We start from the raw sequence: 16,970 nt of genomic DNA, 5'->3' as shown, positions 1-16,970 counted from the left end.
GGCCGCAGCCGCCCGCACGAGCCGTGCCCGTGCCCAGCTGACCATCATGGAACCGCCGACGGACGTGGGCGCCAAACCGTCCGGCACCCTCGCCCGGCTCACGTTGCAGTTCAACCCGGCGACGCTCTCCCTGTCCAAGAGCACCGAGTGGCGGCGTACCCCCTCCCGGACCGCCGGCGAGTCCGCGCTGCCCGAATTCGTGGGCAGCGGGCCCCGGTCGCTGTCCCTGGACGTCTTCCTGGACGCCACCGCCACCCACGACAACTCGGTGGAGAAGGCCGTGGAGCAGCTGATGACCGCCTGTGTGCCGACCCCGAGCAGCCTGGGCCGCAAGAAGCCGTCGAGCCCCTGGGTGCGGTTCGACTGGGGGACGTCGAAGACGACGTCGTTCGACGGGGTGCTCTCCAGCCTCTCCGTCTCGTACACGCTGTTCGACGTCGACGGGAAGCCGCTGCGCGCCACCTGCTCCCTGACGATCGAGGAGGCGAGCGTCGACCCGGCCGGGCAGAACCCCACGTCCGGGTCGAAGGAGGCGCGGCGCACCCACCGGGTCGTCGCCGGGGACAGCCTGCCGCTGCTCGCCTGGCGCGAGTACGGCGACGCCACCGCGTGGCGCACGATCGCCGAGGCCAACGACATCGACGACCCCATGCAGTTGCCCCCGGGCACGGAACTCCTCGTGCCGGGGCTGGAAGACCACGTCCCGGAGGACGCCCGGTGAGCCCCGCACCCGCCCGTTCCTTCGCCGCCGACCCGATCGTCGAGGCGCCCGCCGAGCTTCCCGCTGCCTGGGCCGCCCAGCTGGTGAGCTGCGCGGTCGACGAGAACATCGGCCTGCCCGACACCGCCGTACTGACCTACCGGGATCCGTACCACACCCTGCTCACCGCCACCGGGATCACCATCGGCACCCCGCTGAAGATCTCCGTGGTCACGGTCCAGGAGCGGGCCCGCGAGCGGCTGTTCACCGGTGAGGTGACCGCGCTCGAACTCGACAGCGACACCACCGGCTCCTTCACCGTCGTCCGGGCCTTCTCCAAGGCCCACAGGCTCCAGCGCGGGCGGAAGGTGGTGGCCTTCCGCAACATGAAGGCCGCCGACATCGTCCGCAAGGTCGCCGCCGGTGCCGGGCTCTCCTGCGGGAAGGTCGAGGCGGCACCCGTGATGTACAAGCAGCTCACCCAGCCCAACATCTCGGACTGGGACTTCCTCCAGTACCTGGCGGGCGAGAGCGGCGCGCACGTACGGGTGGACGAGAAGGGCCTGCTGCAGTTCGTGAAGCCGAAGCCGGCGGCCTCGGCTCCTTCGCCCGCCACGTCCGCGGCCAAGCATCCGATGGTGCTGGAGTACGGGCGCAACCTGCTGGCTCTGCGAGCCGTGCTGACCGGCGCGGACGGGGCCGACAGCGTCGAGGTGCGCGGCTGGGACGTGGAGACGAAGACCCGCCTCGTGGCACGCCAGCCGTCCGTCCGCTCCACCACGGTCGTCCCCGGGCTGAGCCCGTCCACCGCGGCCGGCGCGTTCGGCCCGAAGGCCCGGATGACGGTCGCCGACACCCCGTACCGGACCCAGGCCGAGGCCGGTGCGGTCGCCGGCGCGGTGGCCGCACGGGTCAGCTCCGGGTTCGGGGAGATCGAGGCGGTCGCCGAAGGAAACCCCCGGCTGCGGGCCGGCGAACCGGTCACCCTCGGCAACGTCGGACCCGCCTTCGCCGGCCGCTACACGGCGACCGCGTCCCACCACGTCCTCGACCCGCACGGCGGCTACCGCACGACCGTCCTGGTCAGCGCATCCCCCGACCGCTCCCTGACCGGACTCACCGGCGGCGGCGAGGCACCCCCGCGCGGCCCCCGCATCCCGGGCCTCGCGATCGGCGTCGTCACCGACATCCGTGAGGGCAGGGGCAAGGGCGAACGCGGCTCGGTCAAGCTGAAGTTCCCCTGGCTCGACGACACCTACGTGTCCGACTGGGTCCGTACGGTGCAGTGGGGCGGCCAGGGCGGCGGCGGGGTGTTCAGCCCCGAGGTCAACGACGAGGTGCTGGTCGGCTTCGAGCAGGGCCTGCTGGACAGCCCCTACGTGCTGGGCGGCCTCTACAACGGCGTCGACAAGCCGTCGCCGCACGACGTGCCGCTGGTCGACCCGACCAGCGGCAAGGTCAACCGACGCTCTCTGGTCTCCCGTTCGGGCAACCGGATCGAACTGCTCGACGCCCCGCGCGGCCCGTCCGGAGTGCGGCTGGCCACCGGCGACAAGCAGCTGGAGGTCACCCTGGACGAGCGGAAGGGCGAGATCGCGCTGAAGGTGTTCGCCCGCGGCACCTCCCGGGTGCTGAGCTCCCTGTCCCTCGGCAGGTCCGGGATCACGCTCGACGCCGGTACGGGGAACGTGGAGGTGAAGGGGGCCTCGGTGACCATCAACGGCAAGACCGGGGTCACCGTGGACGGCGGACTGCTCGCCGTCCTCAAGGCCAGGCTCATCCGGATCAACTGACACCCGAACCCGCCACCGGGACCGACTCCCCGGCCCAGCAAGGAGAACAGCAGCCATGCCCCCCGCAGCCCGCTCGGGCGATCCCACCGTCCACGGCGGCGTCATCGGCACCCCGCCACCGGGTGCGGTCGCCGTCGCCACCGTGCTGATCGGCGGCAGGCCGGCCGCCGTCACCGGCAGCCTCCACGTGTGCGTCATTCCTCCGCACGCCCTGCTCGGACCCGGGAACGTCGTCATGCCGAACCCGGCCGCCGTGGCCGCCGGCGCGGTCCTGATCGGCGGACTGCCCGCCGCCCGCATGGGCGACACCACCAGCTGCGGCGCCAAGATCCTCATGGGTGCGCCGAACGTCCTGATCGGAGGCCCGGTATGAGCGGGGCCGGATTCGTCGGCCGCGGCTGGGGCTTCCCGCTGCGGGTCGGCGCCACGGGCGGCATCGGCATGGTCGAACGGGACCAGGAGATCGAGGAGGCCATCGGCCTCGTCCTCGGCACCGCACCCGGGGAGCGGCCGATGCGCCCCGAGTTCGGCTGCGGCATCCACGACTACGTCTTCGCGCCCGGCGACGGCGCCACCGCGGGCCGCATCGCGCACGAGGTGCGTACGTCGCTGGAGCGCTGGGAACCACGCATCGAGGTGACGGACGTGGTGGTCGCCTTCGACACCGTCGACGAGGGAACCCTCTACATCGACGTGCACTACACCGTGCGCTCCACCAACGACCTGCGCAACCTCGTCTTCCCCTTCTACACGATCCCGTCCTCCGGGAGTCCGGAAGAACCGGAGGCGCGCTGATGTCCCTGCCCTCTCCCAACCTGGACGACCGCCGCTTCCAGCAACTCGTCGACGAGGCCAAGCGGTACGTCCAGCAGCGCTCGCCCGAATGGACCGACCACAACGTGTCGGACCCCGGGGTCACGCTCATCGAGACGTTCGCGTACATGGTCGACCAGCTGCTGTACCGGCTGAACCGGGTGCCCGACCGGAACTACTCCGCCTTCCTCGACCTGCTGGGCGTCCAGCTGTTCCCGCCGACGGTCGCCCGTGCCGACGTCGACTTCTGGCTGTCCGCCCCGCAGCCGGACACCGTACGGCTCCCGGCCGGTACGGAGGTCGCCACCGCCCGCGGCGAGACGGAGGAGGCGGTCGTCTTCTCGACCACCGAGGACCTGGCGATCGTCCCGAGTTCGCTGATCAGGCTGGTCACCGCCCCCGTGTCCGGGGACCAGACCGACCGCACCGCCCCGCTCGGCGCGGGCAAGGACATCCCCTGCTTCCAGTCCCGGCCGGAACCGGGCGACGCCCTGCTGTTCGGGCTGCCCACCGCCGTGCCCCGGTGCATCGTCGCCGTACGCCTGGACAGCCGGGTGGAGGGCGTCGGCGTCGACCCCCGGCAGCCGCCGCTCGTGTGGGAGGCCTGGGACGGCGCCCGCTGGGTGCTCTGCGAGACCGGGACCGACAGCACCGGCGGGCTCAACAGGCCCGGCGAGATCACAGTGTTCGTCCCCGCCGGGCACACCGCCTCGGTGACGGCCGGGATCAGGGCCGGCTGGCTGCGCTGCCGGGTCACCGCGCCCGAACCGGGGCAGCCCTTCTACTCGGAGTCCCCGACGATCCGGGAGGCCGAGGTCTTCACCGTGGGCGGCACCACGGGCGTCGAGCACGCGGAGACCGTCCTCGACGTCCCGCTCGGCGAATCCGAAGGCGTCGCCGGCCAGACGTTCTCCGTACGCAGGGTGCCGCTCCTGCTCGACGGGGAGCCGCCCGTCGTCCAGGTGTCCTCCGCCGAGGGCTGGCAGGTCTGGACACCGGTGGAGCACTTCGGCGCCTCGTCGCCGGACGACCGGCATGTGCGGATCGACGCCGTCACCGGCCGGTTCGCCTTCCCGCCGGAGGTCCGCGAGGCGGACGGCACGATGCGCGGGTACGGGGCGGTGCCCCCCAAGGGCGCCCAACTCCGTGTCGCGCGCTACCGGACGGGCGGCGGGGCCGCCGGAAACGTGGCCCGCGGCGCCATCCGCGTCCTGCGCAGCTCGGTGCCGTACGTCGCCGGCGTCACCAACCGCGAGGCGGCCCGCGGCGGGGTCGACGGCGAGAGCGTCGAGAACGCCAAGGCGCGCGCGCCCCACATCCTCCGGGTCCAGGAACGGGCGGTCACGGCCGAGGACCACGAGGTCATCGCCCGCGAGGCCGCGCGCTCGCTGCGCAGGGTCCGCTGCCTGCCCGCCGTCGCGGGCGAGGGCGGCGCGGTGCGGGTCCTGGTGGTGCCCGACGCGGTCCCCGACGAAGGCGGCCGGCTGCGGTTCGAGCAGCTGATCCCGCCGGACTCGGTCCTGGCGGCGGTCTCCGGGCGGCTCGACGAACGCCGCCTGGTCGGCACCCGGCTGATCGTGGAACCGCCCGCCTACGTGGGCGTCACCGTGGTCGCCGAACTGGTCGCGGACGCGGCCGATGCGGACCGCGTCCGGACGGAGGCACTCGACGCGCTGTTCCGGTACATCGACCCGCTGCGGGGCGGTACGGACGGGGCGGGCTGGCCGTTCGGCCGGCCCGTGCAGTACGGCGAGATCTTCGCCGTCCTGCAAGCCGTGCCCGGAGTCCGACTCGTCGACGAGGTAAGGCTGTTCCCCGCCGACCCGCTCACCGGACGCCGGGGAGCGGCGGCGGACCGCATCGACGTCGCCGCGAACGCCCTGGTCTTCTCCCACCAGCACCAGGTCGTCGTCACGGCCGCCGAGCCCGGCGGACGCCCATGACCAGGGCCTCGGTCCCCGGACTCCCCAGCCGCTACCCGATCGGCGGACTGCTGCCCGCCCTGTACGCGGACGACGACCTCGCCCAGCGCTTCACGGCCGGCCTCGACACGGTCCTGGCACCCGTCCTCTCCACCCTCGACAACCTCCCGGCCTACTTCGACCCCGCGCTGACCCCGGACGACTTCCTGCCCTGGCTGTCGTCCTGGGTCGGCGCCGACCTCGACCCCGCCTGGCCCGCGGACCTGCGCCGGGCCGTCATCACCCGCGCCGTCGAGCTCCACCGCTGGCGCGGAACCCGCCGCGGCCTCGCCGAACACCTCCGCCTCTGCTTCGGCGTGGAGGCCGACATCCACGACGGGGGCGGCGCGACGTGGTCGCCGGAACCCGGGGGTCAACTGCCTCCCGCCCCGACCGGGGAACTGCTGGTACGGGTCCGGGCACCGCACGGCCGGCCGGTCGACGCGGCCCGCGTACTGGCCGTGGTCCGGGCCTCGTGCCCCGCCCACCTCACCTGCCGGGTGGAGATCCTGCCGGGCACACCGCACGAGACAGGAGACTGACGTGACGCGCTCGTGCCCGGCGTGCGGGGCCGCCAACAACGAGGACGAGGACTTCTGCGGAAGCTGCGGTACGTACCTGGGCGGCTCGTCCGCGCGGCGCGCCCGGACGGCGGCGCCGGCGCCCGAGCCCGAGCCGGAGCTCGACGGCGACGACGCGCCGTCGGCACCGGCACCGGTCCCGGTCCAGGCACCACGTCCCGCGCCGACCCCGGCCGTCGCCCCGCCCCCGTCCCTGCCCCCATCCCCGTCCCCGTCCCCGTCCGCGCCGGTCGCGGAGGACCCGCCGCCGGAGCCCCCGGCACCCGCAGCTGCTCCCGTACCCGTACCCGAACCCGCCCCCGCCCCCGTCCGACCGGCACCTCCGGCTCCGGCTCCGGCTCCGGTACGGCCGGGACGGCCGGTCGAACCCGTGGCGGACGAGCCGGTGGTGGCCGTACAGCCCGGCGTCCCGATCGCCCAGCGCCCCGTCATCAGACCGGTCGTGGCGGACGACGAGCCGGAAGGCACGCCGTGCCCGTCGTGCGGGGCCTCCAACCGCCCGGGGCGGAAGTTCTGCCGCCGCTGCGCGGCGCCGCTGACCCCGGGTGAGCGGGCCGAACCGCTGCCGTGGTGGCGCACCAGGTGGCCCTTCGACCGCAAGGTACGGGCGGGGTCGGGACGCCTGCTGCGGGGCAGCCTGATAGCGCTGGTCATCGTCGGCCTCCTGGTCGCGGGCTTCCTGCTCGTACCGGCCGGGCGTTACGTCGTCGAGGACGTACGGGACAAGCTCGGCGGCACCGGGGAGATCAGCCCGACCGACGTCACGGCGAGCGCCGCGACCGCCGGACACCCGGCGAAGCTGGCCGAGGACGGGGTGACGAACACCTACTGGGGCGCCCCGAGGACGGGCGCCTCGCTGACGGCCGAGTTCGAGAAGCCGTTCCGGCTGGTCGGCGTCACCGTCCACACCGGGGTGTCCACGAAGCCGGAGGCGTTCCGGAAGGCGGCCAGGCCGACACAGGCGGACCTCCGCATCAGGACCAAGGACGGGAAGATCCACGAGAAGGCCTGGACGCTCACGGACAAGCCCGGCGAACAGACGGTACGGACGGGCATCAGCGACGTCGTCTCCATCGAGTTCATCGTGCGGGAGGCGGCGGGGCAGGAGAGCGGGCGGCCGATCGCACTCGGGGAGATCGAGTACTTCAAGCGCACCTAGGTGTATTGATTCCTGACACTCCGGCGGGCGTGCGGCCGGGCCCTCGGGCCCCGGCTGCACGCCCGCCGGAACGATGTGTCAGGTCATGGCGAGCCGGTCCACCAGCAGCTCCACCCTCGTTCCGGCTTCCTCGGGCAGCAGCCGGCCCGCTCGGGTCAGGGTCGCCAGGCCGTGCAGGGCCGCCCAGAACACCTCGGTGAACAGCCCCGGGTGGACGCCGTCGCCGGCAGCCTCGGCGAGGCATTCGAGCAGGGCGGCGAAGGCGTCCTTCAGCGGCTCGGGGGTGTCCTCCTGCGCGTACGCCAGGCCGCCGTCGAGCTGGAACAGGGCGTCGTAGACCGCCGGGTTGTGCTCGGCGAAGTCGAGGTAGGCGCGGGCGAGGGCGGCGACCCGCTCGCGAGTGCCGCTCGCTCGGGAGGCCGCGGCACGTACCGCCGCGGCCAGTTCGGCGGCGCCTTCCAGGGCGACGGCGCCGATGATCTCGCGCTTGCCGCGGAAGTGGCTGTAGAGGACGGGCTGGCTGTATTCGATGCGCTCGGCGAGCCGGCGGGTGGTGACTGCGTCCCAGCCCTGCTGCTCGGCGAGTTCGCGGGCCGTCGCCACGATGAGGCGCTCGCGCTCCGCCCGTTCGCGCTCCTTGCGTTCCTTTACCGACATGACTTGACCCTAGCACCGCTAGACAACCGAGCGCTAATAGCGCTAGCGTCGCCTCATCGCCTAGCAACGCTAGTTCTCGGAGGGATCGTCATGCTCAGCACACTCGAGGTCGTCACCACCGTCATCGTCGGCCTGATGGTGGGGGTGGAGTTCTCGGTCGCCTTCATCCTGGGCCGGATCCTGGACGCGCTTCCCGAGGACAGCCGCCAGCTCGGCCACGCCCACGGCGGCCGGATGCTCGGCGCCCTGATGCCGTTCTGGTACATAGGCTCGCTCGTCCTCGCCGCGATCTGGGCCGTCGCCGGATGGCACCGCCCCGGCGCCGGACTCGTCGTCATCGCCGCCGGACTGCTGATCGTCAGCGTGGTCATGTCGATCCTGCTGCTCGTCCCGATCAACAACCTGAACAAGACCTGGACCCCCGAGAACCGGCCCGCCGACTGGAAGGAGCAGCTGCACCGCTGGAACCGCTACCACTACGCCCGTGTCGCCGTCATCGTCGCCGCGTTCACCCTGCTGGTCGCCGCCCTCGCCTGATACCGCCCGTGCCCCGGCACGCGCCGGATCCCTGCCGGACGTACGCGCCCCGGCAGGGTCCGGCTCCACGAAGCACGCCAAGCCGACGAGGACCCACAGGGAGAAGAACCATGTCACTGAGGAAGATCAACACCGTCCTGGCCGCCGCCTTCATCCTCTTCATCCTCTGGTTCGGGACGGAGTACATCCTGCGCCCGGAGACTGTGGCGCCGGGCTTCGGCCTGCCGAGCCGGCCGTCCGGCGACGGCGGCGGCTTCCTCGTCGTCAAGGGAATCCGCGACGTCGTCCTGGCCCTGGTCCTGGGCGTCCTGCTGGTGACGGGTCACCGCCGGGCGCTGGGCTGGGCGCTGCTGGTGGAGGCCCTCGCCGCGTACGGCGACATGGGCAACGTGCTGGCCCACCACGGCTCCCTGGCCACCGCGCTCGGCGTCCACTGCCTGACGGCGACACTGATGGTGGTCAACGGCCTGCTGATCATGCGCGAGACCCGCAGCGTCGCGGCCGCCGCGGCAAGGCCCGTTCCGCAGCCCGCCTGAGGCCTCCGGCAGATGCCGGAGGCCTCAGGCGGGCGGATTCCGGGTGTGGTCGGTTCAGTCCAGGGAGTTCAGCATCGCCGCTTCGAGGTGGTTGGCGGCGTTGCGGTGGCCGAGAGCGTTGGGGTGCACGAAGGACAGCTGGTCGGGGGCGGTGAGGAAGCCCTCGACCCACTTGCCGGCGTCGCAGACGCTGTGGTTCTTCGAGGAGTCGTACAGGTCGACGAACGACGCGGCTTCCTGGGTTCCGGCCGACTTCTCGATGGTCCTGTTGAGCGGTTCGAGAACGTCGGTGCGCAGCCAGTCCAGATCGCCCGCGGTGATGGCGGCGAACTGCGTCGGGTCGTTGTAGCGGCACTTGGAGGTGTCCGCGGGAACGATGGTGGGGTAGCCGACGGCCAGGATCTTGGCGTGCGGGGCGCGCTCGTGGAGCACGGTCAGCATCCGGTCGTACTCCCGGCTCACCTTGTTCAGCCGGGCCGGGATGCCGGCGGCCAGGGCGTCCTTGCACGGGGTGCCCGAGCCGCCGTTCTCCTCGCCCAGCTTCGGGCACTGGCTGAGGATGTCGGCGAAGCCGAGGGTGTTGCCGCCCGCGCCGACGGTGATCACGTCAGTGCCGGGTCCCACCGCGACGGACTGGGGAGGCACCGCGGGGAACGGGTAGTCCGGGTCCTCGGGGAAGGGCGGCGGCAGGTGGCGGCCGATCGGCTCCTGGGCCTCGCTCGCAGCCGTCGCGCGGGATCTCGAAGACATCGCCCGCGGCCGGAATGACCCCGGCGGTGTACGAGTCCCCCAGGGTGACCCACTGACGGTCCGCGGCCGCGGCGGGCTGTGCCCCGACGAACTGGGCGGGGAGGATGGCGGCGGCGGTGAGGGCTGTGGCCGAGCCGAGCAGGGCCATACGCGTAGGAATGCGTGTCACGGGTTCTCCAGGCAGATGGTGTTGCCACCACTTCGAGTACGAACGGAGAGTGACCGTATCTGCGCCGTTCGCCACGGACGGTAGTATTTGGACGCCTGGGGCATCCTCTGTGGGTAGCCCGGAGTTCCATGCCCAAGGCATTTGCCCCTGTGGATGACCGGGTCGGTGCGCTCCTTGTGCGACATGGGCACCGCTCTTGATCATTTGTGGGCCGCCGGCCGGGTATGCGTTCCGGCGGCGGCTGTCTTGTTCTTGATCATCGGCGGGCTCGGCATTCGCCCTTACGGGGCGCCGGGTGGTGCGGTCAGTGCCCGGCGAGGCGTTCCGTCAGGCGGGACAGCAGGGCGACGGATTCGCTCAGCTGCTGTCGTTCGCCGGCGTCGAAGGTGTCGCGGATGGCGGCGCCGAGGGCGCCCGCGCGGAGGGCGCGTTCCCGTTCGAGGCGGGTGCGGCCCGGGTTGGTGAGGTGGAGAAGGAGCTTGCGGGCGTCGTGGGGGTGCGGTTCCCCGTGGAGCAGGCCGTCGGCGAGGAGGTCCTTGACCGACTTGGCCGCCGACTGGTGCGTGACGCCGCGCAGGCGGGCCAGGTCGGCCGTGGTCAACGGGCCGCGGCGATCGAGGAACCCGAGGATGGCGGACTCGCCCGGAGGCATGGTGTCCACGGCTCGCACCGCCCGGACCAGCTCGCCGAGTGACCGTCGCAGTTCCTCGGCCAGTACGTCTTCGTCCATGGACTCATCCTAGCCGGAATTATGTGATCAGGTTGTACAGTTGAGTTGTATAAATAAGTCGGCGTTGAAGGAGCGGGATACCGGTCATGGAGCTCACCAAGTTCGGTCATGCGTGTGTGCGGCTGGAAAAGGACGGGCGCCGACTGGTCATCGACCCGGGCGGTCTGACCGACCCCGGGGCGCTGGAAGGCGCCGACGCCGTGCTCGTCACGCACGAGCACTTCGACCACTTCTCGGAGGAGGTGCTGCGCCGGGCCGCCGCGGCGCAGCCGGATCTGCGGATCTGGACCAACTCCTCCGTCGCGAAGCAACTGGACGGCCTCGGTGGGCAGCTCGCCGTCACCGGGGACGGCGACGCCTTCGAAGCGGCGGGCTTCGAGATCCGGGTGCACGGTGCCTGGCACGCGGTCATCCACCCGGACATCCCTCGTATCCCCAACATCGGATTCCTGGTGGACGAGACCCTCTTCCACCCCGGCGACGCCCTGACCGTCCCCGACGGCCCGGTCGGCACGCTCCTGCTGCCCGTGCACGCGCCCTGGTCCACCGTCGGCGATCTGATCGACTACGTGCGCGAGGTCGCTCCCCGTGACACCTACGCCGTGCACGACGGGGCCCTCAACGACATCGGCACCGCGATGGTCGGAGGATTTCTCGGCGAGCGTGGCCCCGGGGTTCCCGCCCGCTACCACCGGTTGGCCCCGGGCATGAGCGCCCGGATCGACTGAACCACCCGGGAGCGGTGGGCGCCCGGTCAGCCGCGATGGCGCTGCGCGTAGCGCTCTGCCGCATCCAGCAGCCAGCCGTCCGCTTCGGCCCGGTCGACCGGGCCGATCAGTCGGGCACCCTCCACGCAGCGGGGGTCGTCGGCCTCGGCGAGGCCGCTGACGGCCTTGATGCGGACCAACTGATCGTTCTCGCCCAGGAATCCGGCCAGGATGTCGGCGACCGCCGGGCCGCGGCCCTCGAACTCGTAGAGGACCTCGCACACGCTTGCGCGGACGCGGGAGTCGGCGTCGCGGCCCAGCGCGGCGAGCACGTCGAGGGCCTCGGGGTGGGTGTACGCGTATCGCGTCCTGTTCAGCGCCGAAGGCACCTGGACGCGGATCCTTGGGTCCGGGTGCGTCCGGAGGCTCAGCCCCACTTCCTCGACCCTCGGATCGTCCACGAGGTTCAGCCCTCTCAGGACCGACGCGAGCACCGTCGGGTCAGTCTCCTCGGTTGCCCACGGCAGGAGGACGTCCAGGGCTCGAAGCTCCCAAGGGCGTTCCCCCGAGGGGGCGGGACGGTCGACGACGAGGAAGTGCCACACCAGGTCCGCGTCCCAGGCCTCCGCGTCGGACCTTTCGGCGAGCACGGCTGCCGCTTCCCACCAGTCGGCGTGGTCCGAGTCGGCCCGGGCGAGCCCCCGGCCGATCAGCTCGTCGTATGACCGGCGCACCCCGAACTCCGCCTCCAGGCGGGTGAGGACGGCGGAGTGCCCGTCGCAGACACGCACCCCGCCGAGGGAGACCACGTGGTACTCGTGGACACCGGAGTCATCGACGAACCGGCGGCAGGCGACCGGGCCCGTCGCGCCGGTCGCGAGGCGGATCCCGGCCTCGGCGCCGGTCTCGTACCAGTGCCGGGCGCAGGCCAGCAGGGCCGTCCGGTCCTCTTCCGTGATTCGGTCCGCGGTATGCCTGAGCAGGGCGACGGTCACGCCGGCATGGCCGGAGGCCACGGCCCGCAGCAGCGGTGTGCTCCCGTCGGGCAGCGACCGGAGTGGATCGGCGCCGGCGTCCAGCAGGGCATCGGCCACGTACCCGTCGAACGCGGCGACGGCGAGGCGCAGCACGGACACGCCGTCGGCGTCCGTCGTCTCCGGGCCGGCCCCCGCTCCCAGCAGGTCCCGCACGACAGGCGCGCGCCCGGCGCGAACCGCCGCGATCAGCTGGTCCTCCGCCATTGTCCTGCCTTCGGTCGCCTCCGGTGGGCAGCGTAGTCGGCCGGGGCGATCAGGAGAGGAACCGGACGTCCTCGGGCGCGAGTTGAGCCGTCACCACCCCGTGCAGCAACTCCGCGTCCACGAAGTCCCCGGCCTCGGGCGGCCCGCACCGCCAGCTGAGCGGGTACGTGTTGCCGTGGGCGGCCGGGATGCCCACGTACTGGTCGCGGGCCGTCGGCCCGAAGCAGGTCGCGCCCGGCGGCCAGTCGAAGTCCTGGCTCGCCCCGGGTTCGAGCAGGAAGTACGTCCACCGCCCTCCCGCGACCTCCCGCACGACGGGCCCCGGATCGCCGTCCGTGAGCGTGGCGAGGTGGTGCAGCACCGCCTCGCCCCGCACGCCGCGCAACCGGATCGCGTCGAAGTGGATGCCGGTCAGGTGGAGTTGGAGCCCCGAGGCGGGTACCCATTCGGGGTGCTTCTTCTGCGTCATGGCTACGAGCATTCCGCTGGTTGCGTAGCGTGACCAGGAGGACACGATCCACATCGGGCCGATGTGGGGAGGGTGGTGGCGGCTGTGGGGACGAGTGGCGAGACGACGCGCGGGCGGCGGCTGGTGGGGGAGCTGATCCGCATCCACCGAGTGCGGGCCGGGCTCACACAGAAGGAGGCGGCGGAGCAGCTGCTGATCTCGGAGTCGCTGATGGGCGCGGTCGAGCGGGCGGAGCGCATCCCGTCGCGTGAACTGCTGATCGACGCGGACCGGGTGTTCGGGGCGGGCGGGGCGCTGAAGGCGTGCTGCGAGCTGGTGGACGAGGAGAAGTACCCGCCGAAGTTCCTGGACTGGGCGAAGCTGGAGCGGAACGCGCGGGTCATCAGCGCGTACGAGACGATGCTGATCCCGGGCCTGCTCCAGACGGAGGCGTACGTGCACGCCCTGTACCGGTCCCGCGTACCGGCGTACACGGAGGACGAGATCGCCCGGCACGTCGGAGCAAGGCTGGAACGGCAGACGGTGTTGTCACGTACACCGCCGCCGCGTATCGGGTACGTCATCGAGGAGTCGGTCCTGGACCGGACGCTGGGCGGCCCCGAGGTGCTGAAGGAGCAGCTGCGGCACGTGCTCGACTGCGTGGAGCGGTTCAACCACCTGACGGTGCAGGTGATGCCGTCGGCTCAGCACACGCATGCGGGGTTGAACGGGCCTATGCAGTTGATGTCCACGGCGGAGGGCCGCAATCTGCAGTTCGCGGAGGGTCAGGGCGGCGGTAGGTTGATCTCGAAGCCGGAGCAGGTGAGTGATTTGTTCGATCTCTTCGGCATTCTGCGGGCGCAGGCGCTCAACCCCTGGAAGTCCGCAGAGATCATCGAGACGAAGGTGAGGCAACTGTGAGCTACGGCCCCGGACTGACCTGGTTCAAGTCCAGTTACAGCAACAACGAGGGCGAAGCCTGCATCGAAGTCGCCTACGACTGGCGCAAGTCCACCTACAGCGGTACCTGGGATGCAGCCTGCGTAGAGGTCGCCACCTGCCCCCACACCGTCCACGTCCGCGACTCCAAGGTCACCGACGGCCCCACCTTCGCCGTCGCCCCCGCCGCCTGGACGGCCTTCCTGCGGCACGCCTCGAACGCCTAGACGATCAATTCAGGTGGCCCATCGGCTACCGCTTGAGGAGTTCCGCCGGCATGGCGCTGGTTGCCTGGCTGTCTGGTCCGCCGGGAGGAACGCGCGCCGGCCGGTCTCCAGCCGGCTGACGCGCCGCCGGGTGTGCCACTCACGCAACGCTTCGGCGAGCCCGCCTCCGGTCAGTTCGCTGATCATTCCCTCTGTGTACGCGTCCGGCGGCTGATCTGCCATTCCCTGCGGGGAATTGTCGCGGGACGGCCGACGGCTGCACGGTCGTTGCCGCACGCCGACCATTCGCAACCCAGGGGAACAGGCATGGCTGACATCGACATCCACCACCTCACCGACCGTTACGTCGCCGTGTGGAACGAACCCGATGCGGAGCGACGCCGCGTCGCGGTTCGCGAGCTGTGGTCCGCCGACGCGGTCCATGTCCTGCAGCCTCCTCAGGAGCTCCGGGAGACCGCCGCAGGGCTGGGCTTCGATCGCTTCGTTCTGGAGGCGCGCGGGCACGACGCGTTGGACTTCCGGGTGACGCGGGCCTACGAGGAGTTCGTCGCGCCGGGCACCTTCGTCTTCCGGTCCCGTTCCCACCCCGTAAGGCTTCACGATCTCGTCAGGTTCACCTGGGAAATGGCGAGCCGGGACGGGGATGCGGTCGCCGGCGTCGGGCTGGAGGTTCTCATGCTCGGCCCCGACGGTCGCATCGTCAGCGACTACCAGTTCATCGAAGGCTGACGGCGATGACGGCAACGCTCCCGTCGAAGGTGCGCAGTTACCACGTCACCGCGGGGAGCGGAATCGACGGCCTGTCGCTGAGCGCGCACGAGCCACGCGAGCCCGGGGAGGGGGAGGTAGCGGTCGCGGTCCACGCCGCCTCGCTCAGCTTCCGCGAACTGCTGGTGGTACGAGGACAGTACGTGCTGCCCGTCAAACCGGGCGTCATACCGGTCTCGGACGGCGCCGGTGAGGTCGCCGCCGTCGGGCCGGGTGTCCGGCGAGTGCGCCCGGGCGACCGCGTCACCGCCGCACTGTTCCCGCGGTGGCTGGACGGACCGCTGAAGCCGGCGTACCTGCCGCAACTGGGCGGCTCGCTGGACGGAATGCTGACCGAGCTGGCCATCCTGCCCGAGGATGCCCTCGTGCCCGTCCCCGACCACCTCTCCTACGAGGAGGCGGCGACCCTTCCCTGTGCCGCCGTCACTGCGTGGAACGCCCTGACGGGCGACGGCCGCGGCATCCGGCGCGGGCAGACCGTGCTGGTCACCGGATCCGGCGGCGTCTCGCTGTTCGCGTTGCAGTTGGCCAAAGTCCTGGGCGCGAGGGTCATCGCCACGACGAGCCGCGCGGACAAGGAACAGCGCCTTCGCGATCTCGGAGCGGACGAGGTCATCAACTACCGGGACGTCCCGGACTGGCACACTGCAGCCCGCGAGGTCACCGCCGGACAAGGTGTCGACCGCGTCATCGACACCGCCGGGACGCCGGAGCAGTCGCTGAAGTCGGTCGCCGTCGACGGGCACATCGCCCTCGTGGGGTCCGTCTCCGGGAACTGGCCGCCGATCGACTCCCGTCTGCTGTTCGGCGTCGCCGCTACGGTCCGGGCGCCGGCCGTCGGCAGTCGTGCTCAGTTCACCTCGATGAACAGCGTCATCACCGCGCATCGACTCCGGCCTGTCCTCGACCGGGTGTTCCCGTTCGAGGAAGCCCCGGCCGCATACCGGTACTACGAATCGGCCGGCCCGTTCGGAAAGGTCGTCATCACGATGAGCTAAGGGCTGTCCCGCCAGGAATTGCGGGACAGCCCTTGGCCGGCTCTGCGATCGCCGACCTCCGGAAGCGGACCATTCGACGACTATCCGCTTGCAGACGGGGAGCCGGGTCGGTTAGGAAGCTTGCATGCTCAGCGGCAACAAGGTCGGGCTCAGGGCCCGGCACGAGGACGACATCCCCATTCTGCGGGCCGAGCTCTACAACGACGTGGTCAACGCCTCACGGTCCGAGGGCGGGCCGTGGCGGCCGATGGCGCCCGACTCGAAGGACCCGCGGCTCGTGGGCGACGAGAAGGATCAGGCGTGCGTCCCGTTCTCCGTCGTGGAGTTGGGCGAGGGCACCCTGGTCGGCGTCGCGTCGCTGTGGGGCATCGACAACCACAACCGGTCCGCGCACATCGGCCTCGGACTGCGGCCGTCCGCCCGCGGCAAGGGCTACGGAACCGACGCGGTGGCGGTCCTGTGCCAGTACGGATTCGTCGTGCGCGGCCTGAACCGGCTGCAGATCGAGACGCTGCCGGACAACGCCGGGATGCTGGGCTCCGCCGAACGCAACGGCTTCGTCCGCGAGGGCGTGCTGCGCTCCGCGGCGTGGGTGATGGGCGAGTTCCTCGACGAGGTCCTGCTCGGGCTGCTCGCCCGGGACTGGAGGCCGACGCTGAAGGGCTGAGGCCCGCCCGGGGTCACCGCGCGGGTTCTGCGAGGACCTGGCCGGCCGTGGCGAAGTGGTGCTCGGCCGGCTTCAGTACTTCGTAGAGGTAGCCGAAGTACTCCGTCTCCGCCGTTCCCGTGAGCACGGCCAGCAGGAAGGCGAGGCATCCCATGTCGTGGGCTTCCCAGAGCGGGCCCCGGCCCTCGTTGTAGAGCACGGTCCACCGGTCAGGGTGCTGACCGGGGCGCACCAGCCAGTACAGGAACGCTCCCGAGCCCGCCTCGAACGCCCACGGCACGATGCGCGCACCGGACTCCAGCAGGCCGTCGGGCTTCTCCTCGCCGTCCTCCCACAGGCTCTCCAGGATGTCGAGCCGTTCCGTCGTCTGCGCGCACAGGTCGAAGTCGGCGTGGACGGAATCAGGAACGAGCAGCCAGACCGTCTCGTCGAAGACGCCGTCGCCGTATGTCTCGACGAGCTGCTTGTAGTCGGTGGGCAGCGGTGTACCGACCGCATGCTCGGCCTCGGCCCAGTCGCGCACCGGCGGCGGAACGGCGGGCGGTGGGCACAGGCGGACCAGGGCGTCGAGGGCATCGGAGGTGGCCAT

At 71.5% G+C, this 16,970-nt stretch carries 21 protein-coding genes; 15 read left to right on the top strand and 6 right to left on the bottom strand.

Annotated elements, in window-relative coordinates:
• Positions 1–46 precede the first annotated feature (46 nt).
• Genes ACIQMX_RS05020 through ACIQMX_RS04990 form a run of 7 tightly spaced genes read left to right on the top strand, consistent with a single transcriptional unit; the run spans position 47 to position 7,007 of the window.
• The gene (locus tag ACIQMX_RS05020) at positions 47–721 is read left to right on the top strand and encodes a LysM peptidoglycan-binding domain-containing protein (RefSeq protein WP_402475601.1); all 675 of its coding nucleotides are present in this window, start codon (positions 47–49) and stop codon (positions 719–721) included.
• Positions 718–2,493 (top strand): VgrG-related protein, encoded by a 1,776-nt coding sequence (locus ACIQMX_RS05015; protein ID WP_363071256.1) that lies wholly within the window; start codon positions 718–720, stop codon positions 2,491–2,493. The genes ACIQMX_RS05020 and ACIQMX_RS05015 overlap by 4 nt, the downstream gene beginning before the upstream one ends.
• 55 nt (positions 2,494–2,548) lie before the next feature.
• Positions 2,549–2,866: a PAAR domain-containing protein gene (locus tag ACIQMX_RS05010; RefSeq protein ID WP_363071258.1), complete on the top strand. Its 318-nt coding sequence runs from the start codon at positions 2,549–2,551 to the stop codon at positions 2,864–2,866.
• Positions 2,863–3,288: a GPW/gp25 family protein gene (locus tag ACIQMX_RS05005; protein WP_363071260.1), complete on the top strand. Its 426-nt coding sequence runs from the start codon at positions 2,863–2,865 to the stop codon at positions 3,286–3,288. The genes ACIQMX_RS05010 and ACIQMX_RS05005 overlap by 4 nt, the downstream gene beginning before the upstream one ends.
• The gene (locus ACIQMX_RS05000; RefSeq protein ID WP_363071262.1) at positions 3,288–5,249 is read left to right on the top strand and encodes a putative baseplate assembly protein; all 1,962 of its coding nucleotides are present in this window, start codon (positions 3,288–3,290) and stop codon (positions 5,247–5,249) included. The genes ACIQMX_RS05005 and ACIQMX_RS05000 overlap by 1 nt, the downstream gene beginning before the upstream one ends.
• On the top strand, positions 5,246–5,809 hold the full coding sequence (locus tag ACIQMX_RS04995) for a phage tail protein (RefSeq protein ID WP_363071264.1): 564 nt from the start codon (positions 5,246–5,248) through the stop codon (positions 5,807–5,809). The genes ACIQMX_RS05000 and ACIQMX_RS04995 overlap by 4 nt, the downstream gene beginning before the upstream one ends.
• 1 nt (position 5,810) lies before the next feature.
• Positions 5,811–7,007, top strand: coding sequence for an NADase-type glycan-binding domain-containing protein (locus ACIQMX_RS04990; protein WP_402474988.1), 1,197 nt, complete (start codon positions 5,811–5,813; stop codon positions 7,005–7,007).
• A 78-nt stretch (positions 7,008–7,085) separates the two neighbouring features.
• Here ACIQMX_RS04990 and ACIQMX_RS04985 read toward each other — a convergent pair whose 3' ends face one another.
• Complete coding sequence (locus ACIQMX_RS04985) at positions 7,086–7,664, bottom strand: TetR/AcrR family transcriptional regulator (RefSeq protein WP_363071267.1); 579 nt, start codon at positions 7,662–7,664, stop codon at positions 7,086–7,088.
• Between the two features lie 90 nt (positions 7,665–7,754).
• Between ACIQMX_RS04985 and ACIQMX_RS04980 the strand changes: the two genes are divergently transcribed.
• Positions 7,755–8,201, top strand: coding sequence for a DUF1772 domain-containing protein (locus ACIQMX_RS04980; RefSeq protein ID WP_363071269.1), 447 nt, complete (start codon positions 7,755–7,757; stop codon positions 8,199–8,201).
• A 110-nt stretch (positions 8,202–8,311) separates the two neighbouring features.
• Positions 8,312–8,737 (top strand): DUF4267 domain-containing protein, encoded by a 426-nt coding sequence (locus ACIQMX_RS04975; protein ID WP_402474985.1) that lies wholly within the window; start codon positions 8,312–8,314, stop codon positions 8,735–8,737.
• Between the two features lie 54 nt (positions 8,738–8,791).
• Here the strand turns inward: ACIQMX_RS04975 and ACIQMX_RS04970 are convergent, their stop codons facing one another.
• Together ACIQMX_RS04970 and ACIQMX_RS04965 are read right to left on the bottom strand one after the other, a co-directional pair.
• Positions 8,792–9,487, bottom strand: a complete 696-nt coding sequence (locus tag ACIQMX_RS04970; protein WP_402474982.1) for an SGNH/GDSL hydrolase family protein — start codon at positions 9,485–9,487, stop codon at positions 8,792–8,794.
• A gap of 473 nt (positions 9,488–9,960) precedes the next feature.
• Positions 9,961–10,386, bottom strand: a complete 426-nt coding sequence (locus ACIQMX_RS04965; protein WP_402474980.1) for a MarR family winged helix-turn-helix transcriptional regulator — start codon at positions 10,384–10,386, stop codon at positions 9,961–9,963.
• Positions 10,387–10,472: 86 nt separating this feature from the next.
• Here ACIQMX_RS04965 and ACIQMX_RS04960 point away from each other — a divergent pair, with 86 nt between their 5' ends.
• Positions 10,473–11,114: an MBL fold metallo-hydrolase gene (locus ACIQMX_RS04960; RefSeq protein ID WP_402474978.1), complete on the top strand. Its 642-nt coding sequence runs from the start codon at positions 10,473–10,475 to the stop codon at positions 11,112–11,114.
• Between the two features lie 26 nt (positions 11,115–11,140).
• On the opposite strand, the gene ACIQMX_RS04955 is transcribed toward ACIQMX_RS04960, so the two are convergent.
• Complete coding sequence (locus ACIQMX_RS04955) at positions 11,141–12,334, bottom strand: HEAT repeat domain-containing protein (RefSeq protein WP_402474976.1); 1,194 nt, start codon at positions 12,332–12,334, stop codon at positions 11,141–11,143.
• A 49-nt stretch (positions 12,335–12,383) separates the two neighbouring features.
• Positions 12,384–12,803 (bottom strand): hypothetical protein, encoded by a 420-nt coding sequence (locus ACIQMX_RS04950; protein ID WP_363071281.1) that lies wholly within the window; start codon positions 12,801–12,803, stop codon positions 12,384–12,386.
• A gap of 84 nt (positions 12,804–12,887) precedes the next feature.
• Between ACIQMX_RS04950 and ACIQMX_RS04945 the strand changes: the two genes are divergently transcribed.
• The 5 genes from ACIQMX_RS04945 (at position 12,888) to ACIQMX_RS04925 (ending at position 16,381) form a co-directional block, all read left to right on the top strand.
• Positions 12,888–13,703 (top strand): Scr1 family TA system antitoxin-like transcriptional regulator, encoded by an 816-nt coding sequence (locus tag ACIQMX_RS04945; RefSeq protein ID WP_402474973.1) that lies wholly within the window; start codon positions 12,888–12,890, stop codon positions 13,701–13,703.
• Positions 13,700–13,948 (top strand): DUF397 domain-containing protein, encoded by a 249-nt coding sequence (locus tag ACIQMX_RS04940; protein ID WP_402474970.1) that lies wholly within the window; start codon positions 13,700–13,702, stop codon positions 13,946–13,948. The genes ACIQMX_RS04945 and ACIQMX_RS04940 overlap by 4 nt, the downstream gene beginning before the upstream one ends.
• A gap of 306 nt (positions 13,949–14,254) precedes the next feature.
• Positions 14,255–14,677, top strand: a complete 423-nt coding sequence (locus ACIQMX_RS04935) for a hypothetical protein (protein WP_402474967.1) — start codon at positions 14,255–14,257, stop codon at positions 14,675–14,677.
• Positions 14,678–14,682: 5 nt separating this feature from the next.
• Positions 14,683–15,714, top strand: a complete 1,032-nt coding sequence (locus tag ACIQMX_RS04930) for an NAD(P)-dependent alcohol dehydrogenase (RefSeq protein ID WP_402474965.1) — start codon at positions 14,683–14,685, stop codon at positions 15,712–15,714.
• A gap of 124 nt (positions 15,715–15,838) precedes the next feature.
• Positions 15,839–16,381 (top strand): GNAT family protein, encoded by a 543-nt coding sequence (locus ACIQMX_RS04925; RefSeq protein ID WP_363071291.1) that lies wholly within the window; start codon positions 15,839–15,841, stop codon positions 16,379–16,381.
• Positions 16,382–16,394: 13 nt separating this feature from the next.
• On the opposite strand, the gene ACIQMX_RS04920 is transcribed toward ACIQMX_RS04925, so the two are convergent.
• Positions 16,395–16,970, bottom strand: a complete 576-nt coding sequence (locus tag ACIQMX_RS04920; RefSeq protein ID WP_402474963.1) for a hypothetical protein — start codon at positions 16,968–16,970, stop codon at positions 16,395–16,397.

Origin of the sequence: Streptomyces sp. NPDC091416, from assembly GCF_044756845.1 — a bacterium.
Taxonomy (GTDB): domain Bacteria; phylum Actinomycetota; class Actinomycetes; order Streptomycetales; family Streptomycetaceae; genus Streptomyces.
This window is presented reverse-complemented; position numbering and strand designations above follow the sequence as displayed.